The organism is Ochrobactrum sp. Marseille-Q0166 (assembly GCF_014397025.1).
Taxonomy (GTDB): Bacteria; Pseudomonadota; Alphaproteobacteria; order Rhizobiales; family Rhizobiaceae; genus Brucella.
Window position 1 is genome coordinate 92,668 of sequence record NZ_JACJUO010000003.1, and the last position, 25,425, is coordinate 118,092.

The window sequence follows — 25,425 nt, forward strand, 5'->3', positions numbered from 1 at the left end:
AGCTTAGAAATCCTTGCGCAAGGTCAGGCCAAAGGTACGGCCTTTGCCCAATGTTCCCAGCTCATATGGACCGTTTACAAAACCCGATGTTTTATAGCTCTTGTTGGCGATATTCTGCACATAAAGCTGTGCCTTGAATCCTGACGCATTGGCGAAATCCAGACTTGTATCAACAGTGGCAAATCCATCCTGACCAGTGCTATTTGATTCATCGAAATAGACTTTCGAGGTATAATTGACCCCGCCATTTACCGTGAGGGTGCCATTGAGGATGTCTTCACTCAGCAAGTAGGCAATATTCGCATGAGCGGTGACGTCGGGTGCATAAGGCACATGATTTCCGTCATAGTTTACGCCGGTGTAGGGGTCGGTAAAGTCGGTGAACTCGGACCGCCCGAAAGCTGCATTGCCGGTCAGTGTCAGACGATTTGTTGCCCGCCATGTTCCCTCCAGCTCTATGCCCGAACTGGTTGCCTCACCTGCATTGCGGATAAACTGCTGGCCAATCATGCCAACATAGATCTGCTTATCGGTTGAGCGGATATAATAGATCGAAGCCGATACATCGACAGCACCACCTAAAAGCGTGGACTTTACACCGGTCTCGAAATTCCATGCGGATTCAGCTTGATAAGGCGCTGCATCGACTATCGAAGAGATGCTGTGATTGAAGCCGCCGGGCTTATAACCACGTGAGATCACACCAAACAAGCGGATATCCGGTACGATCTCATAACCAATGGCGACCTTTGGCTGAAGGCTCGTGAAATGCGCTTTATTCTCGAAATCGAAGCCATAGCCGGTCGTATATTTGTCTTCGCGATAGGCATCAATATTCGAGCGATCATATGTGGCGCGCAGACCACCTGTCAGATCGAACTTGTCTGTCACATGCAATGTGACTTCGCCGAATGCCGCAAGGCTGTCGTTGATGACATTGTTGCTTGAGTCGCCATAATAGCCAAAATAGCCGTTTTTGGTGCCGGTGAAATCGTCGTGGCTGTACCAAAGACCCGCCACACCGCTGTACATATCGCTTTCATAGGCCAATCTTACTTCCTGCGTGAACAGCTTGTCGTTCTGTGGCCAGAAATATCGTGAGCCCGCGCCGGACGAGAAATTACGCATGACGTCGCTTTCCTGATAGGCGGATATGCTGGAAAGCGTGAAGTCACCGAAGCGGTAATTGAACTGACCGGATATATTTGTGACCTTGCGCTTGAGAAGAGGAAGTTCACCATAAAGACCGCTATCATAAATGCGATCATCTACATCCTGCTGGAAAGCATAGCCCTCTTCGTGCGAGCGCAGCCATTCTCGCGAATAGGTAATCGATGCATCGAAATCACCGCCGGTAGGCGCATAACGCAATGTCGCTCGGCCAAATCCATTATCGGATGTATTGATGTTATCATCGCCGGTAGTACGATCATCAATGTCGCCGAAGAAATGCGCAAATGTTCCGGCATAATCGAGATATAGCGTGTCGGTCGTTATGACAGTCGTTCCGCCAATCTGAATTGACGGCTCATGTGTAGAAATGGTCGATTGAACGAAGAAGCGGTTCTGGTTGCTCTTCTTGGTGATGATATTGATCACGCCGCCGTAAGCATTGGCACCATAGAGTGTCCCCTGTGGTCCGCGCAACAGTTCGACGCGATCAATATCAACAAGCATCTGTGAAAATGTTGAAGGCGTCTGCGGTGCGCCATCGACATAAATCTGCACGGTCGGATTGAAATAATCCGGTGATGACAGGCCGCGGATGGTGAAATTGGAGTATATGCGATTGCCCCGATTTGCGATGCTGAGCCCCGGAAACACTTTCTGGAGATCATCTACCGTCCGCACGCCGCGTTCTTCGAGTTGTTCTCCCGTCACGACTGAAACTGAACCGTCGATCGTATTCAAAGCCTGCTCGCGTTTGGATGCCGTGACGGTGATCGTATCGAGAACAATCCCGCTACTTTCCTGTGCGAAAGCTACATTGCCCATAATGCCCGGAAGGCATACCGAACATGCCAAAATAATCTTTCTCACGTCATGCATATTGATCCACCAGAACTGCCAAGTTAAACTTGAGGCCTATATTCCAGTTTGTGGATATTCGAGCTAACGTTTTTTGAACGCTGATTGACGGAAACGGGACTAATTTTCGGAAAGCCGAGCAACAGATGACATTTTCAGATCCTTCAACACTTCCGGTTTTTCCGTCTCATCATGAACAAGCGGAAGACCACTGGCGCGAAGCCGTTGATGGCAAGATAGATCAGCTGGGCTGGCGTGCCTTCACTAAGGTCGAACAACCGGACAGCGATATAACTATTTTCTTGATCGACGTTACACCTTCTGAAGATACTGTTTTCCATCCAGAAGGTCCTGCGACCTTCTCTCTCTCTATATTTGTGGATGGCGGTGGAACATTATCGGTTGATGGTGCTGCGCCATTTGTGTTGAAGCCCGGCGCCGCGGTACTTTTTGCTTGCAACAGGATGACACGCGGCGAAAACTTCGTGCAGGCTAACCAACGATTGCGGGTCGTTGATATTCGCTTTGAGCCGACTTTGCTGGAAAAACTTGGTGGTGTTTCACTTAGGAGGCTGGGCGGCTCAGTCATGACCGAACACAGCTTGCCGGAGCAAGATGTATTTTTGATAGGGTTCAAAGCACCGCCCGAATTGCTCGCGGTTGCAGGCAGCCTTTTCCAGTGTAGGTATGAGCCTGGGCTTGCGCGCCAGCTACATCTCTACAGCAAATCGATTGAAGCGCTGAGCATCGGTCTTGATGCGGTCTCCCGGAGCCCTACAGGCAAGCCCGTTAAGCCACTTACGCCGGAAGAAATGCAGAAACTGCACCGGGCAGTCGACATTATCGAGAAGCAATATAGCACCGACTGGACCATTCCGCGTCTTGCGCGCGAAGTTGGATTGAATGAGCGCCGCTTCAAGGAAGCTTTTCGTCTGGAAATTGGCAAGTCAGTCCATGCTTGTCTTCGTACAACGCGACTGGATGCAGCCGCAACTCTACTGGAAGCAGGTGTTAGCGTCACGGAGGCTGCATATGCGGTTGGATTCGACAATCTCAGTCATTTCAGCAAGGTTTTCCGTGAAGAGAAAGGTGTGCTTCCGAGCCGCTACCTGCCTTTAAGCTGAAGTTATGTTCCTGGCTTTGTCGCGAAATTCTCATTTCTCAATGGATGGACTTGGATCAACTGCATAATTGAGTATTTCGAAGGGACAAGTCGATTGACTTCAAAGGAGTTCATTTTCTTAAAAGTATGATCCTTTATACTGTTTTCTTTTACGTCCGTTATCCGGTTTTCTATCACGACGTTCAGGAAGTGATGGTTCAGCGTGGGTTGATGCTGGAGATAAAAGCGGAGCGAACATAACTGGCGGCCAAGCTGTAAACAATGTTCTAAAGATCACCGGTCATCAAGCATATGACCAAGCCAATGATGAGCTTCAAATCATTTCAAAGCGCATCTTTAACAATCGCTGGCATCGAATTGGCTCATATGATTCGCAACAAGCAGTTTGCAGATGACAACGTTCGCATTCAAAGTCTTTGCGGAGCTCGCAGCATAACGGTGTCTAGAAATAAGACCCTTCTTAAGCCATTGTAAAATTTGCGATATTCATAACTGGCATATTTGCTTCCCCTGTCCGAATGCTGGAACACCCCCGGCTTTGATTGCCGGATTGCAATCGCCGTCCTCAAAGCGCAGATAGCCAGATCATTTTTCATCCTATCCCGAGCTTCCCATCCGATAATACGACGAGAATAAAGATCGACAACCATTGCCAGATATAGCCAGCCTTCTGCGGTCCATATGTTACTGATATCGACACCCCGTTTCTGATCTGCTCTGTCACAAGTGAAGTCCTGATCCACAAGATTGGTCGCGACAGGAAGAACTGGTTACGGATATGCGCCAGCACGATCATGTCCTCGAACTGGCGATGACCGGGAGCCCGCCGCTTCCAGGCATGATAACCGCTGAGGCTGACGCCCGCAAAGATGCACAAACGCGACAGAGACATGTGGGCCTTCTCCGTATCAATGAAGGTGAATCTCATCGATTTGTCCCCCGTGCGAAGAAGGCCGTCGCTTTTCTAGCAGGTCACGTTCCTGTCGCAGAAGTTCATTCTCCTTGTGCAGCCGGGCAAGCTCCTGGATCATACCTCATGCGGACCAGAAAGCAGATCTTTCTCAGCAAAATCGCGCCGCCAACGGTCAAGCGTTGACTTACCAATCCCAAGGTCCGCCACAACCAACGATACCCCCGCGACCACTCGTCGTCAGAATGCGGACCGCCTTCCGTTTGAACTCGCTGTAAATTCGCGCTGCTTCAATTCTAAGTCTCCTGTCTGTTATCTCTAACAGAAGCTCTCCCCTTTCAAAGGGGAAGTCCAATGACAATAAGGGCTCCTCAGGAACAGGATCGGCTGGATCTCATTTCGTACCTGAGGTCACTCCAGTAAGAATGTGCTTTGTGGCATAGGGAAGCTAGTAATCGTCAGCACGTGGCGGTGTGCTGTGACAGGCTTGAACTCTACGGCTGGTGAGTGGCGATCGAAGATCGCGGCGTCGATTATTGCTGACCGGGCGGCGGTGCCCATATTGATTTCGTGCATGAAACATAGTCTTGGTTCGTTTCAGGTAAGTTCAAATGGGGCTGCAGGAGGGTTATAGTGAATGGCAACCAAATCCTCCGGATCGCAGATTTGCAGCAGACACGGCCTGGAGGGCGTCAAAGGTGCTGGATGAGTGATATGATGATGAGCCTGGATCCGTTGGCGACAGCGGAAACCTGGAAGAAGAAAGGCCGCGATGTGGCAATCGCCACCGTTATCGAGACATGGGGTTCTGCGCCGCGGCCACCCGGCAGCCATCTGGTGATCGATAGCGACGCTAATTTCGAAGGCTCTGTATCCGGCGGTTGCGTGGAAGGTGCGGTCATCACCGAAGCGCTGGAGGTTATTGCTACCGGGAGGGCAAAGATGCTGGAGTTCGGCGTTGCCGATGAAACGGCCTGGCGCGTCGGGCTTTCCTGCGGCGGTCGCATTCGCGTCTATGTAGAGAGGCTCGACTGATGGAGCTTGCAACGCTGGAGCGGCTGAATGCCTGCCGAAAAGCGCGGGTTGCGGCCGCGCTGGTATCGAATCTTGACAGTGGCCAGTCGCGCGTCATCGCGGAAGGGGACCAGATCGAAGGTGCGCTCCGCGAGGCGATGGCTGCGGCCTTCCGCTCCGGCCGTTCCAGCGTCTTTGATACCGATGACCGGCGCTATTTCCTGAATGTGTATCTGCCGCCGCCCGATATCGTTATCATCGGCGCCGTCCATATCAGCCAGATCCTTGCCCAAATGGCAGCGCTCGCCGGTTTCGACGTCCGCATCATCGATCCGCGAACGGCTTTTGCCACGCCGGAGCGTTTTGCCGGAAACGACCTGACCACTGACTGGCCCGTGGACGCGCTCAAGGATAGGCCGCTCGACACTTACACGGCGCTGGTCGCGGTGACCCATGATCCGAAAATTGACGATTTCCCGATTGCCGAGGCCCTGCGTCGCAATTGTTTCTATGTCGGAGCACTTGGAAGCCGAAAAACCCATGCGTCGCGTCTGGAACGGCTGAGGAGCGAGGGCTTTGCCGATGAGGTGCTTGCCCGTATCAACGGACCGATCGGGTTGCCTATTGGCGCTTCCAATCCGGCTGAGATTGCTGTCTCCATCCTCGCGCAGATCATCGAGGCGCTGCGAACGCGCGATGTGGCATCGCCGAAAGGCGGCATTTGATGAAATTCGGCGAATTTCCGGTGGCCGGTGCGGAGGGGCTGAGGCTGGCACACGCGGTGAAATTACCGGAGCGGACCTTTCGGAAGGGACATCGCGTTTCGCGTGAGGACATCGAGGCGCTCAAGCAGGCGGGTATCGCCAGTGTCACGGCTGTGCGGATCGAGGACGGGGATATCGACGAAGACGAAGCGGCGCGGCGGCTCGCCGCAGCGATCAGACCGGATCATCTGAGTTTTTCGGAGGCTACGACGGGGCGCGTGAATGTCTACGCGGCCACTGACGGGCTTTTCGTAGCGGATCGTGACGTTGTCGATCGTGTCAATCACATCGATCCTGCGATCACGCTTGCCTGTCTTGCCGATCATGTGCGTGTGCGGGCCGGGGACATGGTGGCGACGTTCAAGATCATTCCTCTTGCCGTTCCAGGCCATAAAATAAAGGCCGCCTGTGACGCGTTGACGACGGCGGCGGCATTCGGGGTCAAACCTTTTGCCGAACATGCTGTTTCGCTTGTCGCTACGGAGCTGCCGTCGCTAAAGCCCGCGGTCATGGACAAGACGACGCGCGTTCTTGAGCGACGGCTGGCGGCATCAGGGAATCGGCTGGCGCGTGAGCTACGCGTTGCTCACAGAAGCGACGCTGTGGCGGCTGCAATTTGTCAGGCGACGATAGCCCTGGATCGTTCTCCGAGACTCGTGATTATTTTCGGGGCATCGGCTGTGATCGATGAGGACGATGTCATCCCTGCGGCGATCCGTCAGGCTGGCGGTGAGATCCTGAGCGTGGGCATGCCCGTTGATCCCGGTAATCTGATGGTCCTTGGGCGGCTGGGCGATACTTATGTCGTCGGAGCGCCGGGTTGCGCGCGCAGCCCGAAGGAAAACGGTTTCGACTGGGTTCTCGATCGCATCCTGGCTGGCGAGAAACCGGATGCGCACGATCTGAGGGGGATGGGTGTCGGAGGCTTGCTGATGGAAATCGAGACACGGCCACAGCCGCGAGACAGCGCCCCGGAAAATGGCCGGCAGGTGACGGTTGCAGCAGTCATCCTCGCTGCCGGCAAATCCAGTCGAATGGGCGAGAGCGGGACGCACAAGCTATTGGCAGAGTTCGACGGCAAGCCGCTGGTTCGCCGGACGGCCGAAACAGCGCTCGCTGCCGATGTTGCATCCGTCACCGTCGTGACTGGTCATCGGCGGGGTGAGATTGAGGCTGCGCTTCTGGGATTGAAAGTCACGACCGTTGAGAACCCGGATTATGCGTCTGGAATGGCAAGCTCGCTGATATCAGGATTTTTGGCCGTACCGGCCCGCGGTGCCGATGGGGTTCTCGTCATGCTTGCCGATATGCCTGGCGTGACGGCTGTCGACCTCGACCTCCTGATCGCGGCCTTTCGCGCGGCATCCGGGCGAGCAGTCGTTCGTGCGGTATCGCGCGGCAAGCGAGGCAATCCGGTAATTCTCCCCCGGTCGCTTGGCGACGCCGTGATGCGACTTGAAGGCGATGTGGGCGCGCGACATATCATCGAAACATCCGGGCTGCCGGTCGTCGATGTCGATATTGGCGATGCGGCGCATCTGGACGTGGATACCCCTGAGGCCGTTACCGCGGCTGGTGGCATCTTGAGAACATAAGATCCGCGCTGGAATGAACCCGGTTGCCTTGCGGCGAGAAACCGCAAGGCTTGGCTCAGGGGCCCGCTGTCGCGCAGCGCTGTCTCAGCTTTGCGCCTTCAGCGCGGTGCGGATGGCCTGCGGCGTGATCGGCAGATGCCGCATGCGCAGACCCACGGCGTTGAAGATTGCGTTGGCGATGGCCGGGGCGACGACGGTCGTGCCCGGTTCGCCAAGGCCGGTCGGCGCTTCCGTGCTATCCACCAGTTCGATTACCGTTTCCGGCGCATCGATCATGCGCATCGGCGTATAGGTGTCGAGATTTGTGTCAACCACCCGGCCCTTGGCGAATTGCGTACCTTCGAGCAAAGCCATTGAAACGCCCCACATCGCACCGCCCTCGATTTGCGCATGCGCACCATTCGGATCAACAACAGTACCGCAATCAACGACGAGCCAGATTTTCTGGACATCGATAAATCCGGTGGTGCGATTGACATGAAGCTGGACGGCGCCGCCCACCCATGTCGGCATGGACCGAGATTGACCATAGGTCGTGGCGATGCCGATCGCGGTATCCGCAGGCAGGCCATCTTTGCCGTAGCCGGATATCTCCGCGACACGCCTCAGCACCGCCGCCTGGCGGCTTGCGCCACCGACAGCGCTTGGTGCGGATCCCGCATTGCGCCCTTGCGTGGTGAGGTGGTCTAGCCGGAACTGCAGCGGGTCGGCGCCGACGTGATGGGCCGCCTCGTCCATGAAGCTTTCGACGGCGAAATTGATCCAGCCGGGCGAAACTGAACGCAGCCAGCCGGGACGGAAGGTCGCCTCGGCGAGTTCATTGGAGATTGCGCGAGCACGTTGGGCTCCCGTCTCGTACCAATGGTCTGCCCCGTCCGATGCAAAGGGATCAAAAGGCTGGCCATTCACGCCCTTGGACATGAAGGCTGGCAACATGACCTTGGTCGGCCAGGCAGAAGCAACGGCGGTATCCATGGCGACGACCTTCTTCTCGGCGTCGAAGGCCATGCGAAGTCGCGACAAGGTGGGCGGTCGCACGGAATCGAACAGCGCATCATCCGCCCGAGACATCACCATCTTTACCGGTCTTCCGCCGAGCGCCTTGGAGGCGAGTGCAGCAGGAACTGTATAGTCGCCATTCAAGCGCCGACCAAAGCCGCCGCCGAGCATGTAGCTGCGCATGACGACCTGATCGTCCGCAACGCCGAGGGCCTTGGTGAGCCATGGCAGGCAGAGCGATTGCCATTGATTGCCGGTGTGGATTTCCCAAACGCCTTCCGGATTGCGGAAGGCCAGTGCATTGAGGGGTTCGAGCTGGAAGTGCAGGACGGTCTGGGTAGAGTAGCTTGCCTCAAACATATCCGCCGCTTTGGCGAATACAGGGTCGACATTCACGTCGCCGGTATCGAGGAGCGCGCCGGTGGAGGGGTCGTCGATCAGACGCTTGTTTTCGGCCTGGATCTCCGCCTCGCCGACGGTATTGGCGTTGCCCGCGACGTCGTACTCTATGCGTATCAAGCCAGCAGCCCGTTCGGCGGCCCAATGGGTATCGGCAATCACCATGGCCCAGCCTGGCACGGTGCCCGACGGATCGTCGAGGGTCAGGACCTGCTGATAGCCTTTCACGGCCTTGGCCGCGCTGTCGTCGATCGACTTGATCTTGCAGTCGTAGCGGGTTGGGGGAAGGATAGGAGTGGCGTGGACCATGCCATCCATCTTCGCGTCAATGCCGTAGATCGTCTGGCCCGTCGTCTTGCCGTAAATATCGAGCGCCGGCTTGTCCATACCGAGGAGCTTGAGTTCGGAATGCGGGCGCAGAGGCAGCGCCTTCAGCTCATCCTCGGTGAAGCTGCGGGTGATGCCGGAAGCCACCAGTTCGCCGAATGTGGCTGAATGCCCTCCACCCGAAACGACGCCGTTGTCGACGGTGATCTGATCTGCCGGGACGCCCCAGAGGCCCGAAGCCTTTTCAGTGAGCGCCAGCCGTCCGGCGGCGCCTGACTGACGATAGATCGGCCAGCTCATCCAGACGGACCAACTGCCACCGGTCACCATCAGGCCCCACTTCTTGTCGGTATCGACATGGGTGATGCGCACGTCATCCCAGTTGGCGCCAAGTTCTGCGGCAAGGATGCGGGCAATCGCCGACCCGACATGCTGGCCCATTTCGGCCCGGATGATGTTGACATTCACCTTGCCGGCGGCATCGATCCAGTACCAGATTGCCGGCTCGTATTTGTCACCTGCGGGTTCGATGGGCATGCCCCGTTGCGCGGCAGGGTCCATGGCCGCCTGCAGGCCGCCCTTGGGAAAGCCGAACACCGCTCCCGCGGCGCACATGGAGACGAGGAAGCCGCGGCGGGTCAGGTCGGGCAATCGCGATTTGGGCGCCGCCATCAGTCTGCGTTCAGCCATTGGTCACCTCCCCGCGCATCGTGGCGGCTGCCTCGCGCACGGCGGCGCGGATACGGTTATAGGTCATGCAGCGACAGACATTGCCGGTCATCACCGCATCGATGTCGTCGTCCGTCGGGTTGGGGATATCCTTGAGCATGGCTGCGGCGGTCATGATCTGGCCTGACTGGCAATAGCCGCATTGCGGCACCTGCAGCTTCTGCCAGGCGACCTGGACAGGATGTTCGCCCTTAGGATCGAGGCCTTCGATCGTCGTGATCTCGCCGCCATCGACATCCCGTATTGCGGTGATGCAGCTACGCGTCGGGCGTCCGCCGACATGCACGGTGCAGGCGCCGCAAAGGCCGATGCCACAGCCAAACTTAGTGCCGGTCAGGCCCACCTCATCTCGGATCGCCCACAGGAGCGGCATATCCGGATCGGCATCCAGGCGAACTTTACGCCCATTGATAGTGAACTCGGTCATGGTTTGATCCTTCAATGGGTTCCGACGTAAGCGCGCAAATCCTTCACCCGGGCTTCGAGGTCCGGCCAGGCAGGCAGGTGAGTGCGGCTTGCCCGAAGATAGGTAGCGATCACGGAAATCTGTTCGTCGTTGAGAGCATTACGGTAGGCGGGCATCACGATACCATGCGCGCCTTCGCGGGTTGGCACGCCATCGAGAATGACACGGATCAGATTTGCCGGATCATCGAGGCGCGTTGCGGAGTTGATCCCGAGGTCCGGACGCTCCGCCTTCAGGTTGCTGGCCGAATTGTTGTAGTGACAGGAGGCACAGGTAGAGGCATAGAGCCGTTCACCAAGGCTTTCGCGATAACTCGGATCTGGCTTGCCGGCGGCGATGCTCACATTGACGGCCTGCAGCGTTGCGGGGTCGACCTCTCCAGCGCCAGCGATGTCACCAAGATAGGTCGCGATCGCTGCGATATCGCTGTCGGGAAGCGCCCGGATACCCTCATGAACGACCGGCGACATGGGACCAGTGGCCACGCCATGGAAGCGGTCCGACCCTTCCTTCAGGTACTGAGCGAAATCAGCTGCAGTCCATGGCACGCCCGCTGGGCTTTCGGCGTTGATGGCCGGAGCGGTCCAGTTGTCGAGATTGGCACCCATGAACTTGGTATTGGACTTCTCTGCGCCGAGCAAGTTGCGCGGCGTATGGCAGGCGCCACAGTGGCTGATGCCGTCGACAAGATAGGCGCCACGGTTCCATTCCTCAGACTTGGCGGAATCAGGCACATAGCGGCCGCGATCAACGAAGAGGAGGCTCCAGCCAGCCTGCAAGAAGCGGATATTCAGCGGGAAGGGTATGTCTGTCGGCTTCGTTACCTCGCTGACGGGTGTTACCTGCGTCATGATGTAGGCATAGATGGCATCCACATCCTGATCCGATATCTTGGTGAAATGATCGTAGGGGAAGGCAGGGAAAAGATACCGTCCATCCGCATCGACGCCATCGTGCAGAGCGCGGCGAAAGGCTGCGGGAGACCATTTGCCGATGCCGGTATCGGGATCCGGCGTGATATTGGATCCGTAGATGGTGCCGAAGGCGGTGACGATCGGGAAATTGCCTGCGAAGGGCTGTCCGCCCTTCGCGGTGTGACATTCGGCACAATAGCCGGCCGCGACGAGTGTACGCCCGTGTTCGATCGTGGCGGCATCGAATGCCGGCCGCTCCGCAGGGGGCATTGGCGGTATCGAACCATGATAGGCATAGACACCAAACCCAGCCGCGACGACGATGATCAGGGCGGCAAATGTTTTGAGTATAGATTTCAGCATTCGGTATCGATTCCTGGCAGTGGGGCAGGATGCATGTTCGTTCTCGCGCACGGATGCAGCCGGGAGCGACTGAATACAATGTACTGCGGCAACAAACCGTTTTTTCCTTCAACAATATGCCTCGTAATCGAGACACTTTATCACAGATTTTCATATCAGTCCCCTTAACCCCTCACATGAGGGCGGTATTCCATATAAATTCCGCCCTGTTGTCTTAATGACCGCAGAAGGTGTAAATTCGACAGATAGTCCGACATACCCTCAGCCTGGGCAAAGGAAGTAAAACTTTGGAGTCCGCTCTTCGATCTCAAAGCTTGCATGATGAGATTATCCGAAACGCTGTCTCATCCTCAGCTGCAGGGCGTTCGACCCTAGCCGCATCCTGGCAACGCTCCCTGAAGCTTTACGCGCTCGATCCACAGAGCCGTCAGCGTCGTCCTCGACTTGATTCCAGCCGACTTTCCGAACGGCGAGAGCAATCGGAGAAGTTGCTGCGAAGCTCCGATGCTGCTGTGTCGCGTCTGGCGACCCTGACCATCGAACCTGGAACTGGGATATTTCTCTCCGACAACACCGGAATGATCGTGAACCGGCGGACACGGCAATCTGACAATACCGAGTTCGACCTATTGGGCCTAGCGGTCGGCGCAGACTGGTCAGAAGAATCTGAAGGAACGAATGCAATCGGCATCTGTCTTTTTGAGGGGCGAGCAAACACGATCTGGCAAGATCAGCACTTCTTTGCTCGTAACCTGCCACTCGTCTGTATTGGGGCACCGATCGAAGCGCCTGATGCTACACTGGCAGGGGTTCTCAATTTATCCGCATGTCGCGGTGATATCACTGAAATCCAGGCCCGCCTTACCGCTTTTGCTGTTCAAGCGGCAGCGCTTCAGATTTCGACAGCGCTCTTTCATGCTGAGTTCGAACGACACAAAATTATTACTTTGGCGAATCAGCATGGCGCTGGGGCTGCACTGGTTGCCGTGGACCAAAACGAACTTGTCGTCGGAGCAAACCGTTTAGCACGGCGAAGCCTTGCACTGTCTGCTTCCAAACTAAGGCGATGCCCTCCGCTATCTGACATTCTTCCCGAAGCGAACCGGGTCGGTGCCAACCTTGCCATTGCACTCCGTTCGGAAGTTATCCGAGCGTTGAAGCACGCGGACGGCAACGTTGCCCAGGCAGCACGTGATCTGGGGATCGGTCGCGCCACACTTTATCGCAAAATGACAGCGCTTGGTTTGGAATGGCGAAAACTGTGATTGTAGTTCGATCGACGAGAGGCAATTGCACTCTACTTACGTCATGACAGTCAACATCTGTACAATTTTAGCCGGTTCTGTCGCAAATTTTTCAATAGGTTAAATGCGGCTTTATTTCTGGATGCAATCAGGCTGGAAGCTCCGCAAAGCCCTCAAATTGCAAACAAGCGTCAATTGCGAACTGGTGCTTAGAGATCATATGTGCAAATTCAATACCCACCATCGTTGCTGAGGCTGAATGAAAAGCGTTGAAGCCCAGCAGGTGTTTGGTGATACGTTTGATAAAACGATGATCTTACTCAAGGGTATTCTTGAGGTGTTTGACCTGTAGAATTTCAATTAACGGACCCGTGCCCGTGATTTTCAGGATATTGGTTACACTGCGCACTGGCTAAACTGGCTGCGCTTTTATCAATGACAATATTGTGTAGAACGCCGTTGCTTGCGGTAGCCCTGTTAAAGAGACGCCGGGCAGCAGTCAGGTTTCGGTGCTTGAGAGCATGAAGCCAGAGTTTGACCATGATAATCAATAGTCCGATACAGATAAGTCCATGTGCCTTTGATCTTTATAAAGATCACGTTAACACGCCATACGCCTCGTTTCGGCTGTTCACGTCTTTGTGCTTGAGCCGTAATCTTTGATGAGCATCGACCAGCCCACCGGTTCAATGTCGCATGGTTAATCTCTATGCCATGTTCGGCCATGATTTCATGAAAGTCGCGATAAGAAACTGAATATCGGACATAGAAGAAAACAGCATACAGAATGACACTTTTTGCGAGATGAGCACCTTTGAAATCGGACGCCATCCCGTTCACCTGTTTCAATTATGCGCACCGAAGAGACAATAGCGAAGGTGAAGTGAAAGCTTCGCCACAGAAGAACTTTGCCCCACCATTGGAAGGGTGCTGCGTTTCTCTGAGGTCGCTCAGGCGTGGCCCACTCCGTAGCCATCTATTCTGAGCAGGATCGAATTTGAGAGACACACGATCCTGGCAATTCTTTCGGTTTCAAATGTGTGGCAATAGAGCCGGCTGCTAGCACACCGTGCTTTCGATAATCTTGCCGCTTGCTCTGAGACCGACCCGTTCAGGACAAACAACTGGGCAATGCTCATGGGCGGCATACATTTTTATTGTATTGTATGGCTAAATAGCATACATATAGAGTGGGGATGACGATGTATTTACGCTGACGGCTGGGTGCCTGCAGTCAAGGACATTCACATGGACTACGATACGACCTTCAAAAAGCTGCTCTCGGATATGAAAGATGATGGCAGGTATAGAACTTTCGCCCAGTTGGAGCGGATAGCGGGTGAATTCCCAACCGCGTTATGGCATCGGCCCGATGGTAAAGAGCAGCGCGTAACAGTTTGGTGCAGCAATGACTATCTTGGTATGGGACAGCATTCAGATGTACTAGCAGCAATGCGCGGTGCCATCGATTCATTTGGAGCTGGCACCGGGGGTACACGGAACATCTCTGGTACAAATCGCCAACATGTCGAGCTCGAAGCAGAAATAGCGGATCTGCACGGTAAACAGGCAGCTCTCCTCTTCACGTCAGGCTGGGTTTCCAATCTAGCCGCACTTGGCACCCTCGGGCGTATGCTTCCAAACTGCGCAATCTTCTCAGACGCCCAGAATCACAATTCTATGATTGAAGGTATTCGCCGATCGGGTGCGGATAAGTTCATATTTCGACACAACGATGTGGGTCACCTTGACGAGCTGCTGAGCAGCGTTGACCCCGAACGTCCCAAGATCATCGCGTTCGAAAGCGTCTATAGTATGGACGGCGATATTGCACCGATCAGGGCCATTTGCGACGTCGCAGACAAGCATGGAGCGCTGACCTATCTGGATGAGGTGCATGCCGTTGGCCTTTATGGCGAACGTGGTGGTGGTATTGCCGAACGAGAGGGGCTTGCGCATCGTATCACGGTAATTGAGGGGACGCTTGCTAAAGCTTTCGGTGTCATGGGCGGCTACGTTGCGGGATCGGCACTGCTGATCGATGTCATCCGCAGCATGGCAGACAGCTTTATCTTCACGACTTCTCTCTCTCCTCATGTTGCTGCGGGAGCCCTTGCGGCTATCCGGCACGTAAAAGCCAGTCCTCAAGACCGGCAGCTCCAGGCCGCCAACGTAGCCCGCTTCAAATCAATGCTCCTTGATGCTGGGATACCTGTTCTCGACACGCCGAGCCATATCCTGCCCGTAATCGTCGGAGATGCACATCTTTGTCGCGTCCTCAGTGAGCGGCTGCTGATGGAACATGCAATCTATGTCCAGCCCATAAATTACCCGACGGTCGCACGCGGACAAGAGCGGCTGCGTCTCACGCCAACACCGTTTCATACCGACGCTCATATGCGTTCATTTATCGAGGCCTTCTTGAAAGTGGCCAATCAACTGGGCTGGTTCGAGGCAAGTCAGGCGGCTTAATTCGTGAAATTTGAGGATAGTTTAATGCGAGAGGTATCTCTTAATATTGTGCCGTAGAGCCTCCAAAAGAGCGAATATCGCTACGAAAGCTTTCCGGTCATGTTCACAGCCCCTAACTAAAATCAGAAGCAATTAAGCCGAACTCTCACGAGACCATTGTCTCCCATTGTGAGAGTGAGGGTCTATTTGCGAATGTTACTAAACGATTATTGCAGCGCTATCCTTACACGCCTTCCAATGGCTTTCGTCTATTGGCTCCCAAAAATCTGGCGTCAGGATACTGCTCAATGAATAAAAGAAAGGAAAGATTAGAATGGAATGGTTCCCTATAATAGCCGGTGGGTTTAAGCTTGTCGTTCTAGGTGTTGCTATGTTTTTTGCGATCAAGTGGCATTATGATAAAGATAAAGAGGAGAAGGAGAGAAGGAGAGCAGAAGTGGAGAAGGACTTTTCAATTAATGAGTAGACGAGCCAACATAAAATTACTTGGGTTTTCTTATTTTGGGATTCCTTCATGAGAGTTCACATCGCCGCTTCTGCAGTCAGGCTCAGGACTCATTTGTTTAATGGAAATGGCACCTGAAATGTCCAGATATGCAAGGAAAGACGCGAATAACGGCCTCCCCATTTAGCGTCTTGACGTAGCAGACAGCCTGCTCACTTCGGTGTCCGAAGCGCGTGGCCGATCAGCCCGGCTGCTTTGGCAAAAAAGTCTCGAAAGTGACCGCATCTCCTTCGCCCTTTTTCCTCGTATCCAAACGGATGGTCTCACACCATTTCCGTCAAAGTAACGGGCCGCGAGCCTAAAGCCACGTAATAGAATCTTTGGTGTGCGAGGGGCCGATATAAAAATGTGCTCCCTCTTTATCAGAGCACTGCGCGCGAACTGTCTCCCACTTCCATAATAAATCCATACATGATATAAATCTGTATGTTTATAAACCATACAATGTGAGGGCGAGAGATGTGGAAACCACGACTAATCGAAAGCGCGAGGATGAAATACCTCGGTATCGTAGAGGCGTTGGAAGCCGATATTCGCTCTGGAAGGGTTGCGGGGGGAGACCGCTTGCCGGCACAACGTGTGATCGCGGAGGCGCTTAACGTCGATCTCACCACAGTCACGCGTGCTTTCAATGAAGCCCGTCGACGAGGGCTTGTCGAGGCACAAGCCGGTCGCGGGACGTTCATCAGTGAAACACTCGATAGCGAGTCTCATGATCAGGCGCCGTCGCTGATCGACCTGAGCATGAACATTCCTTCGCAGCCGTCTGATATCGATTTCAGGAAGGTCTTTCCCAGTGGAATCGCGGACGTTCTAGGGGGCACGCGAGGACTGCTTAACCTTCATTATCACGAAAGCACAGGGTCGGAACCGGACAGGCAAGCTGCAGCAAACTGGCTGCGTTCCCGGATTGAGGGTGTTACGCCTGATCGCATTGTCGTGTCAGGTGGTGCTCAGAGCGCATTGTTCGGTGTGTGTGAGCTGCTGCTTGATCGGGGTGACATATTGGCGACAGGTGCCATGACCTATCCCGGCCTCAAGGCAGTTGCTGCTCAAAAAGGGGTGGTGATCGAACCTCTGGCAATGGACGAGAAGGGGATCATTCCCGATGCCTTCGAAAAGGTGTGCCGCGAGCGTCTGCCAAAAGCGATTTATATCATTCCCAGCATCGACAACCCGACCACTGCGACGTTGCCGGAAGATCGCCGTCGCGCTTTGGCTTCTATAGCCATCAAGAATGGTGTCGCAGTCATCGAGGATGATCCCTATGCACCATTGAAACCGGACCATACAGTTTCGATGGTGGAATTGGCGCCTGAAATCAGCTGGCACATCGCAACGCTTTCCAAATGTGCAAGCCCAGCCCTGCGGATTGCCTATGTCATTGGGCCCAACAGTCCAAAGGTTCTTCGACTTGCGGGTGTGTTGCGCGCGACTAGTTTGATGGCTCCGCCACTTATGTCAGCTTTGGCAAACCGATGGATTTCGGACGGCACTATGAGCCAGATTACTCGGTCTATTCGCCACGAAAACGCAGCGCGTCAAGAATTAGCAAGATCAATCCTCGAAGGATACGATTATGCAGCCGATCCCCACGGTCACCATCTATGGTTGCATCTTCCCCATTATTGGCGCGCGGCTGACTTTGCGGCGTATGCTGATCGAGCCGGTGTCTCAATCGTGCCAGCTTCAGTCTTCGCAACCGATGCACATCCCATCGAAGCCGTGAGGATTTCCCTCGGTGTAGCTCCAGACCGCGGAGATCTGGAAGACGGTCTCAACCAACTTGCCAACCTCATCTCGCAGCCCTCACTCAGCACACGCGCCGTCGTGTAATTTCAGGATTGTTTGCCATGTCTCTCATCAAAGCCGCAGTCGTTCAAGCCGCTTCCGTCCTGTTCAACACATCCAAGACGGTAGCGAAGCTCGCTGAGTTAACTCGCGAAGCCGCAGGCAGAGGTGCCGAGCTCGTTGTCTTCCCGGAGGCTTTTGTCGGAGGCTATCCGAAGGGTTTGGATTTCGGTGCCCGGCTTGGGCTTAGAAGCCCGGAAGGCCGCGAAGAATTTCGCCGTTATTTCGAGAGTGCCATTGATATTCCGGGCCCGGAGGCATCGCGCATCGGTGAGATCGCGCGGGACAATGGCGTGCATTTGGTCGTGGGCATCATCGAGCGGGATGGCGGCACGCTCTACTGCTCGACCCTGACTTACTCTCCTGCAGGCAAGCTTCTCTACAAGCACCGCAAACTGATGCCGACGGCGCTGGAGAGACTGGTCTGGGGCTTTGGCGACGGCTCGACGATCGGTGTGGTCGACACACCAATCGGGCGCATCGGCAGTGTCATATGCTGGGAAAACTACATGCCGCTGCTTCGCGCGGCGATGTATGCGCAAGGTGTGGAACTCTATTGCGCGCCGACAGTTGATGACCGCGATGCCTGGCTTCCGACCATGCGCACGATCGCCCTTGAAGGGCGCTGTTTTGTAATCTCGGCGTGCCAATACCTCACGAGGAGCGATGGCCCTGCCGATTATGCGCCGATTCAGGGTGATGATCCGAGCACTGTCCTGATCCGAGGCGGCTCATGCATCATTGACCCGCTTGGAAATGTGCTGGTGGAACCCGATTTTACCGGTGAGACGATCAAGATTGCCGAAATCGACCGACGCATCATTGCGCGCGGAAAATATGACCTTGACGTTGCCGGGCATTATGCGCGCCCCGACGTCTTTCAACTTTCCGTTGATACACGAAAGAAAACTGCTGTTACGTTTGGGAGCGGACAGTTCTCTCTTTTTGGTGAGGATAACAGCGAAATTCCTCAGTCGCAGGAGGCTGCAAAATGCTCGGACTGACCGCTCTTGAGCTGGCTCGTATCCAGTTTGGCTTCACCATTTCGTTTCACATCGTGTTTCCCGCGATCACGATAGGGCTTGCGAGTTATCTTGCCGTTCTCGAAGGGCTTTGGCTTTGGAAAAAAGATACCGTCTATCGCGATCTTTATCATTTCTGGTCGCAGATTTTCGCGGTCAATTTCGCGATGGGCGTCGTATCCGGGCTCGTCATGGCTTACCAGTTCGGAACCAATTGGAGTTACTTTTCGGCCTTTGCCGGATCGATAACGGGGCCATTGCTCGCTTATGAAGTTTTGACGGCTTTTTTTCTTGAAGCCGGCTTTCTCGGGGTCATGCTGTTCGGCTGGAATAAGGTCGGGCCGGGTCTTCATTTCTTTGCGACAATTATGGTGGCGATCGGCACCTTGATCTCCGCAACATGGATTCTGGCTTCAAATAGCTGGATGCAGACGCCGCAAGGATTTGAGATCGTCAATAACGTTGTCGTGCCGGTAGACTGGTTCAAAGTTATTTTCAATCCGTCCTTCCCTTATCGGCTTGCCCACATGACTGTGGCCGCCTTTCTCGCAACGGCGCTTTTTGTCAGCGCTTCAGGTGCGTGGCATCTGCTACGCGGTCGTAAGGATGCGCGCGTGCGCAAGATGTTCTCCATGGCCATGTGGATGATTTTGGCGGTTACACCCGTACAGATATTCGTCGGCGACTTGCATGGCCTGAACACGCTCGAGCATCAACCCGCGAAGGTCGCAGCCATGGAAGGCCATTGGCGAAATGTGCCAGGGGCTGGCGTGCCGCTCATTCTGTTCGGCTGGCCGGACATGGAAAGCGAGGAAACTCTCTATAAAATTGAGATACCAAGGCTTGGAGGGCTCATTTTGACGCATAGCCTTGACGGGCAATATCCGGGGCTAAGTGAATTCGCCCCCGAAGATCGCCCGAATTCAACGGTGGTGTTCTGGTCCTTCCGCGTCATGGTCGGTCTTGGCATGCTCATGCTCCTGCTTGGCGTCTGGAGCGTCTGGTTACGGTTGCGCAGCGCGCTATATGCACAAAAATGGTTCCTGCGCTTCGCAATCTGGATGGGGCCATCGGGTCTGATCGCAATCCTGGCGGGATGGTATACGACCGAAATCGGTCGTCAACCCTGGCTGGTCTATGGCGTGATGCGCACTGCGGATGGTGTGTCGAACCATTCGGCGCTCGCGCTGTCGACCACCTTGATCATCTTCATGGTCATGTATTTTGCCGTCTTTGGTACTGGTGTCAGCTATATGCTGAAACTTGTCGCCAAGGGGCCTGCCAAGAGTGAAGACGACAATCCACCGCTTGATCCGGGCCAGTCGCAACGGCCATCGCGGCCCTTGTCCGCTGCTCCCGATAATATTGACCCAACGATTGTTTGAAGAGGAGAAAAAACATGGGCATTGATCTTCCTCTTATATGGGCGCTTATCATCGGCTTCGGCCTTATGATGTATGTCATCATGGATGGCTTCGACCTTGGGATCGGCATCCTGTTTCCCTTTGTGCGTAGCCGTGACGACCGCGACGCTATGGTCAATAGTGTTGCACCGGTCTGGGACGGAAACGAGACTTGGCTCGTGCTGGGCGGAGCTGCCTTGCTGGGTGCCTTCCCGTTGGCCTATGCCGTTATCCTTAGCGCCCTATATTTTCCCCTTCTTCTCATGTTGGCGGGTCTGATCTGGCGAGGCGTGGCGTTCGAGTTTCGCTTCAAGGCGGATGAGGGACACAAGGCATTCTGGGATAAAGCCTTCATGTGGGGTTCCTACATTGCAACGTTTTCCCAAGGCCTTGCGCTCGGCGCATTTATCGACGGTTTCGAAGTCCGGGACGGTACGTATGTTGGCGGGATGTTTGACTGGTTGACACCGTTTAGTCTGTTCACGGGTGTCGGCATGTTGCTCGCCTATGCGTTGCTCGGAGCGACTTGGCTGGTGATGAAAACGGAGGGCGATCTTCAGCAGCGTATGCGACAACTTGGCCGCCCAATCACCGTAGCAGTATTGGTGACGATTGTGATCGTCAGCCTCTGGACGCCATATGCCAACCCTGACATTGCTGCCCGATGGTTTGCATTGCCCAACCTGTTGTTCTTTATGCCCGTCCCCATACTGGTTGTCTTAGCCACATGGATGCTTCTGAAGAACTTGGCAGGCAAAAGCCATGCTGCACCATTCCTGCTTTCGCTTTTACTATTATTCTTAGGTTATTCGGGACTGGCAATCAGCTTGTGGCCGAATATCGTCCCACCGGCTATCTCAATATGGGATGCTGCTTCGCCGCCTCAAAGCCTGGGTTTCACACTCGTCGGAGCGTTGTTTATCATTCCGTTCATCCTCGCCTACACTGCATGGTCTTACTATGTGTTCCGAGGGAAGGTTAAGGTTGGGGAAGGATATCACTAATGGCCGACGCTCCTCACCATCAGAAACTATGGCTGAGACGTTTTGGTTGGATGGTTCTAATCTGGACTGGCAGTGTAATGGCACTGGCGATCGTGGCACTTCTCTTTCGCTTCCTGATGAACCTGGCCGGTCTCACCGTTTGAAAAAGCTGCTGCCTGAGTGATGTGATGGTCAGCCGGTAAACGGCTCACCATCGGGCCAATCGCTTTGGCAGCCATTTTTCTAATTGTATTCATAGAAACTAGCCAAAGCGAAAGATAAGTGTTCGGTCGAACGACACAGGAACCTTTCACCTCAGGAAGATGGTTTGCTGCGTGGATGGGCTTTGCGCTGCTATGCGAGAAGACGCTTTCCGCTATCATGGGATGCGTACATCTCGCTTGTTCTATGGGACGATCTTTCATGTAGCTCGATAAGGTGAGAGCAGATGGTTGTAGATTTCAAAGGGCTCATTTCCCCAAAAGTATGATCCTATACGCAGTTTCTTTTATGTGCGCTAATCAGTTTCCTATCGGGATCTGTATGGCATCATACCGGAGCGTGAAGTAGATATTCGCCATGCAACATTGAACTGCCGGGTTTTTCGTTACTCATCGCAGATCGCCGCACGGCGTTTCTTTAAGAAAGCCATAGGAACAACGGTGTTCCGCGCATGATTGCCATTGATAAAATCAGGGCCAACCTGGCTGGAGCCGAAGCTGTGCTTCAAGGCGTCCATTCCGCCTCAGCCGCTTGCCATTCGAAGCCTTTTCGAAATTCGCAGCATAATTGCGTTCGAAAATCAGGCCGCGTTTAACCCAATTAGAATTTGCGACATAACTGGAGAAGAATTGGTCTGAGCCATTGACTGCAATTGGATGGTTCCAAACAAACTCCAGAATGATAACAACTCACGCATTGTTTGGCTGAAAATATCCGAAACTTGCGGATAAACCTCGAAAAGAGCATACCTTGAAGAAACTGTTTTGTGTGGCATTGGTTGGCTTTTTCTGTTCGTCTGCACCTGTTGCAGCGCTTGCCCAGAACTTAGGCCTTGCCGAGCGTCGCGCCATTGCGGCCTATGCAACGGATATCTGGCCGAAATACGAGTTAGAAATTCAGGAACTTGCCGGATTTCCGGTTACGATCAATCTCGATACAAAAAGCTTAGCCTTACCCGGCCTTGCAGATTCATATGCAAGTGATGACTATCTGCGTAAGCCAATCATCGACCCAATACTTCAGGCAATCGGAACAATCACAGCAACTGAAATCGGGAGAAATGCGCTTAGAGACGGACTTAAATCAATCGTCATCCACTATGATGAAATGAGCGCACCATCCAGCAATTACAAAGATGGCGTCGACATGGAGGGTGGTGTTTTGACTATAAATTGGAAGCCTTATACCAATGTCGATGATGTTGAAGCTCGCGCCTTGGCAATATTAAGTGTAATTGAACCGGCAATATAAAATATAATTAAGCTTAGGTGATCCGAATTGGCGCGTACAACCCTATCTCTGGTAATTCCCACGTTAACAATTTTATTGTTATCCACCATAGCGTCCTTGTCTCAAACCAGCGCCGACGAAGCCTATTTGGAACGGCAAAATGATCAAGGCATTGTCGCATATTGCATCGCACAGGGTTTTCTTGAGCCCGATTCCGAAGAGTTTTTCCACGTTGGAACAGTGGCAATTTTTGGCGAAGTTGAACCCTCGCCTGAAGCTGAGCTTCATGTCCAAAAGGGACGTGACGGCATTTCCTATCTTCAAGGCGATGAGCAGTCCCTCGAAGACCTTGCTGCCGCAAACGATGTCGATGTGAAAACGGTTTGCGAGCAATACAAATCGCACATAACGCTTGGCCGAATGATGGCGAAAAACAAAGCCGACAAATAACCGACATAGGAATAAAATTCGATGAAAAACCGTTACCTGGCACTTTTCTCGGCAGCCGCTGTGCCGCTCATGATGTTGGCATCGGTTGCTTCTGCGGATGAAGCGCAACAATTGTACAACAACTCGAGAAACCAGCTCGGCCTGATCAAATATTGCGTTGAGCAGGGCCATCTGAACGACGACACAGTCAAGGCTTACCAGAATATTGTAAGCGTTCTGCCCCGCCCTGCCAGCACGACGGAAGGTGACCAGTACGAAGCGGAGGGCGCAAAGGGAAACAGCTTTGACGGCAGCTCCAGCGTTTCCATGGAAGAAATCGCACAGGGAACAGGAATGACAGTTGCAGACCGCTGCGCCTCTTTTGAAGCGCTGACGAAGCAATAGTACTGCCTCGGCTGTAACGAAATGTGTAGAAGTTCTCGACTATAGGCAGCGGGGAGGGGGCTTTCTCTGACGCAATTTTGACGAGATATGGAAAGTGTACAGCATGGTGCAATTATCACCCCTGGATATAGTTTTTATCATTATTCCCATCGTCCTTGCCATACTTGTGACTTGCCTGGTGACTTTTCGGGTGCTGCGCAGGGAATATTATTGGGGTGTGATTGCGCTTGCGGCCATTGCCGTGGTTGCCTTGGTCCTGACTGCATAAGTCGGACCGGCAGTGTAATGTTAACCTTCAGCCCCATTCAGTTCGGCCTAAGATGCTGTTATTACGCTGCTTAAAGGCATGCAATTTATCACCGAGGCGGGGTATGACGCGACGGATCGTATGGGTGTATTCACGTCCAAGCTTCTCCATTCATTCGTGCACCCTTTTGTCGACAACAATGATCGCGCGGTACGACAGCATATCTTCAACCATGCGGAAGCTCAGTGGAAAGCGATGGTACAGCCAAATTGTCTCGGCGAGATCTCTGCGGGGAAAAGATGGCGGTAATAAAACGAGGCGTAAGCTTCAGTCATGCCTCGCTCTCTCAATTCACGATTGAGCCAATGTTCATGTAACAGTGCCTCGATTTTTTATCAAAAATAGTGACTAATCGATAATTCACGAAATAAGAATATTAACCCCATTGCTGCTATGCCACAGAAGGATCAAAGGTAGTAAACAGGGATTGAAGCCAGCTCATCCGTTATAATAGTTTGCGCCATTCTCTGGGAAAATTGTTAGCGTGCGTGTTTTCAAGTCACTGTCCTGCGCCATAGAGCTTCAACCCTGTATTCTCGACAAGAACATGAATGGTTCATCAGGCGGCTGAATTGTGGCGAACCAAGGCCTTCGAAAGGGGCAAGCTGGTACAGCGTCTGCTCAGTGGCTTATGATCGGGGACCAGTAAAGCTATCCATGCAACAATGCCACTGCACCCGACCCGCAAAGCTAAAACATCACCAAAATCAAATTGCCACACGGGTGTCATTCAGACATGACAGCACCGTAAAACGAAGATCCAGGGCACTACACTCTTGTAAGATATTGCCCATATGATCCGCGTTAATCAAGAGCGCCAACCAGAGGCTTTCTATCAATACCGAATATCCGCTGTCTGCCGCAGTTCTTCAACAGTCGCTGTGCCAAAACCGAAGAATTCCAGATAGGCCGGTATCTGCTCAAACAGCATGTCAGTGCCGACTTGATAACGACAGCCTCGGTCTCGCGCAGCCATAAGGAATGGGGTTATTTCTGTTTTCATAACGACTTCGCCTACAAATGTCGTAGGTGCTATGCGCGACACATCCATCGGTAGAGGATCGTCTGCGTTCATTCCAAGGGGAGAAGCATTTACTACAACATCGAAACCTGTTGGGTCGTTTGATCCAGTCCTAACGACCAGTGCAGGATAGGCTTCACATAGCCGGGCTGACAAAGCGTCCTGCAAAGCCGTGTTTTGATCGAACAAAGCTATTTCGGCAACACCGGCTGCGGCAAGCGATGCTGCGATAGCAGATCCTACGCCACCTGATCCAACCACTAGAACCCTGGTTCCGTCGAGCTTCTGCCCTTTGCGTAATACACCCCGGACAAAGCCTTCGCCGTCAAACATATCGGCTTCCAGCTTGCCGTCGTCGGCCAATCGTATAGCGTTCGCCGAACCTGCGACGCGTGCCGTCGTAGAAAGTCGATCCACCATAGCAATAGTTGGCACCTTATGCGGCATTGTAATCAATGCACCATGAATGTTTGACAGGCGAAAAACCAGCGGCAGGAAATTGGCATAGTCCTCGGCCTTGCAGCCCATCGGCACGACAACAGCGTTGATATCATGCTTAGAGAACCATGGATTGTAAATCATTGGCGCCTTAAAGGAATAAGTAGGATAGCCAAGATGAGCAATAAGCCGGGTATTTCCGTCAATCATAACAAGCCTGCTTTAATTTGTTATTGAAAGGGGGTAGCGCCAAGGTAGCTGG

20 protein-coding genes and 4 pseudogenes are annotated in these 25,425 nt (G+C 53.8%); 17 read left to right on the forward strand and 7 right to left on the reverse strand.

Annotated elements, in window-relative coordinates; genetic code table 11:
• Positions 1 to 3: 3 nt before the first annotated feature.
• On the reverse strand, positions 4 to 2,049 hold the full coding sequence (locus tag H5024_RS18995; protein WP_247875391.1) for a TonB-dependent receptor: 2,046 nt from the start codon (positions 2,047 to 2,049) through the stop codon (positions 4 to 6).
• Positions 2,050 to 2,174: 125 nt separating this feature from the next.
• Here H5024_RS18995 and H5024_RS19000 point away from each other — a divergent pair, with 125 nt between their 5' ends.
• Complete coding sequence (locus H5024_RS19000; RefSeq protein ID WP_187548787.1) at positions 2,175 to 3,152, forward strand: AraC family transcriptional regulator; 978 nt, start codon at positions 2,175 to 2,177, stop codon at positions 3,150 to 3,152.
• Between the two features lie 125 nt (positions 3,153 to 3,277).
• A pseudogene (locus H5024_RS19005) lies at positions 3,278 to 3,587 on the forward strand (hypothetical protein).
• Positions 3,588 to 3,627: 40 nt separating this feature from the next.
• Here the strand turns inward: H5024_RS19005 and H5024_RS19010 are convergent.
• Positions 3,628 to 4,356, reverse strand: a pseudogene (locus H5024_RS19010) (DDE-type integrase/transposase/recombinase); the annotation flags it as partial.
• A gap of 410 nt (positions 4,357 to 4,766) precedes the next feature.
• Between H5024_RS19010 and H5024_RS19015 the strand changes: the two are divergent.
• Genes H5024_RS19015 through H5024_RS19025 form a run of 3 tightly spaced genes read left to right on the forward strand, consistent with a single transcriptional unit; the run spans position 4,767 to position 7,434 of the window.
• Positions 4,767 to 5,096: an XdhC family protein gene (locus H5024_RS19015; protein ID WP_187548788.1), complete on the forward strand. Its 330-nt coding sequence runs from the start codon at positions 4,767 to 4,769 to the stop codon at positions 5,094 to 5,096.
• Positions 5,096 to 5,800, forward strand: coding sequence for an XdhC family protein (locus H5024_RS19020; protein ID WP_187548789.1), 705 nt, complete (start codon positions 5,096 to 5,098; stop codon positions 5,798 to 5,800). Before H5024_RS19015 ends, H5024_RS19020 begins: the two co-directional genes overlap by 1 nt.
• Complete coding sequence (locus H5024_RS19025; protein ID WP_187548790.1) at positions 5,800 to 7,434, forward strand: molybdopterin-binding/glycosyltransferase family 2 protein; 1,635 nt, start codon at positions 5,800 to 5,802, stop codon at positions 7,432 to 7,434. Before H5024_RS19020 ends, H5024_RS19025 begins: the two co-directional genes overlap by 1 nt.
• 84 nt (positions 7,435 to 7,518) lie before the next feature.
• Here the strand turns inward: H5024_RS19025 and H5024_RS19030 are convergent, their stop codons facing one another.
• From H5024_RS19030 to H5024_RS19040, 3 genes are read right to left on the reverse strand one after another with little or no spacing between them, the layout of a single operon-like run.
• Positions 7,519 to 9,849, reverse strand: a complete 2,331-nt coding sequence (locus tag H5024_RS19030) for a molybdopterin cofactor-binding domain-containing protein (protein ID WP_247875392.1) — start codon at positions 9,847 to 9,849, stop codon at positions 7,519 to 7,521.
• A complete protein-coding gene (locus H5024_RS19035) occupies positions 9,842 to 10,315 on the reverse strand; it encodes a (2Fe-2S)-binding protein (protein WP_187548791.1) in 474 nt (157 codons plus the stop codon). The genes H5024_RS19030 and H5024_RS19035 overlap by 8 nt, the downstream gene beginning before the upstream one ends.
• A gap of 11 nt (positions 10,316 to 10,326) precedes the next feature.
• Positions 10,327 to 11,631: a cytochrome c gene (locus H5024_RS19040; protein WP_187548792.1), complete on the reverse strand. Its 1,305-nt coding sequence runs from the start codon at positions 11,629 to 11,631 to the stop codon at positions 10,327 to 10,329.
• Between the two features lie 287 nt (positions 11,632 to 11,918).
• Between H5024_RS19040 and H5024_RS19045 the strand changes: the two genes are divergently transcribed.
• Positions 11,919 to 12,896 (forward strand): helix-turn-helix domain-containing protein, encoded by a 978-nt coding sequence (locus tag H5024_RS19045; RefSeq protein WP_187548793.1) that lies wholly within the window; start codon positions 11,919 to 11,921, stop codon positions 12,894 to 12,896.
• 127 nt (positions 12,897 to 13,023) lie between these two features.
• On the opposite strand, the pseudogene H5024_RS19050 reads toward H5024_RS19045, so the two are convergent.
• Positions 13,024 to 13,706 (reverse strand): annotated as a pseudogene (locus tag H5024_RS19050) (IS6 family transposase).
• A gap of 417 nt (positions 13,707 to 14,123) precedes the next feature.
• On the opposite strand from H5024_RS19050, the gene hemA reads away from it, so the two are divergent.
• From hemA to H5024_RS19100, 11 genes and pseudogenes are all read left to right on the forward strand, one after another.
• Complete coding sequence (gene hemA, locus H5024_RS19055) at positions 14,124 to 15,347, forward strand: 5-aminolevulinate synthase (protein WP_187548794.1); 1,224 nt, start codon at positions 14,124 to 14,126, stop codon at positions 15,345 to 15,347.
• Positions 15,348 to 15,660: 313 nt separating this feature from the next.
• Positions 15,661 to 15,813 (forward strand): hypothetical protein, encoded by a 153-nt coding sequence (locus tag H5024_RS19060; RefSeq protein ID WP_187548795.1) that lies wholly within the window; start codon positions 15,661 to 15,663, stop codon positions 15,811 to 15,813.
• 531 nt (positions 15,814 to 16,344) lie between these two features.
• Positions 16,345 to 17,688 carry a PLP-dependent aminotransferase family protein gene (locus H5024_RS19065; protein ID WP_210309769.1) on the forward strand — a complete coding sequence of 448 codons (1,344 nt, stop codon included), beginning with the start codon at positions 16,345 to 16,347 and terminating at the stop codon, positions 17,686 to 17,688.
• Positions 17,689 to 17,705: 17 nt separating this feature from the next.
• Entirely contained in the window at positions 17,706 to 18,707 is a 1,002-nt protein-coding gene (locus H5024_RS19070) for a carbon-nitrogen hydrolase family protein (RefSeq protein ID WP_187548797.1), read from the forward strand.
• A complete protein-coding gene (locus H5024_RS19075; RefSeq protein ID WP_187548798.1) occupies positions 18,695 to 20,110 on the forward strand; it encodes a cytochrome ubiquinol oxidase subunit I in 1,416 nt (471 codons plus the stop codon). The genes H5024_RS19070 and H5024_RS19075 overlap by 13 nt, the downstream gene beginning before the upstream one ends.
• A gap of 14 nt (positions 20,111 to 20,124) precedes the next feature.
• Positions 20,125 to 21,132 (forward strand): cytochrome d ubiquinol oxidase subunit II, encoded by a 1,008-nt coding sequence (gene cydB / locus H5024_RS19080; protein WP_187548799.1) that lies wholly within the window; start codon positions 20,125 to 20,127, stop codon positions 21,130 to 21,132.
• Entirely contained in the window at positions 21,132 to 21,275 is a 144-nt protein-coding gene (locus H5024_RS19085) for a DUF2474 domain-containing protein (RefSeq protein ID WP_187548800.1), read from the forward strand. Before cydB ends, H5024_RS19085 begins: the two co-directional genes overlap by 1 nt.
• 322 nt (positions 21,276 to 21,597) lie before the next feature.
• Positions 21,598 to 21,835: pseudogene (locus H5024_RS21390) on the forward strand (IS6 family transposase); the annotation flags it as partial.
• 248 nt (positions 21,836 to 22,083) lie between these two features.
• Positions 22,084 to 22,584, forward strand: coding sequence for a hypothetical protein (locus tag H5024_RS19090; RefSeq protein ID WP_247875393.1), 501 nt, complete (start codon positions 22,084 to 22,086; stop codon positions 22,582 to 22,584).
• A gap of 27 nt (positions 22,585 to 22,611) precedes the next feature.
• Positions 22,612 to 23,013, forward strand: a complete 402-nt coding sequence (locus tag H5024_RS19095) for a hypothetical protein (protein WP_247875394.1) — start codon at positions 22,612 to 22,614, stop codon at positions 23,011 to 23,013.
• Between the two features lie 21 nt (positions 23,014 to 23,034).
• Entirely contained in the window at positions 23,035 to 23,397 is a 363-nt protein-coding gene (locus H5024_RS19100; RefSeq protein WP_187548801.1) for a hypothetical protein, read from the forward strand.
• 1,142 nt (positions 23,398 to 24,539) lie between these two features.
• On the opposite strand, the gene H5024_RS19105 is transcribed toward H5024_RS19100, so the two are convergent.
• Positions 24,540 to 25,373, reverse strand: a complete 834-nt coding sequence (locus H5024_RS19105; protein WP_187548802.1) for a ThiF family adenylyltransferase — start codon at positions 25,371 to 25,373, stop codon at positions 24,540 to 24,542.
• Positions 25,374 to 25,425: the final 52 nt, after the last annotated feature.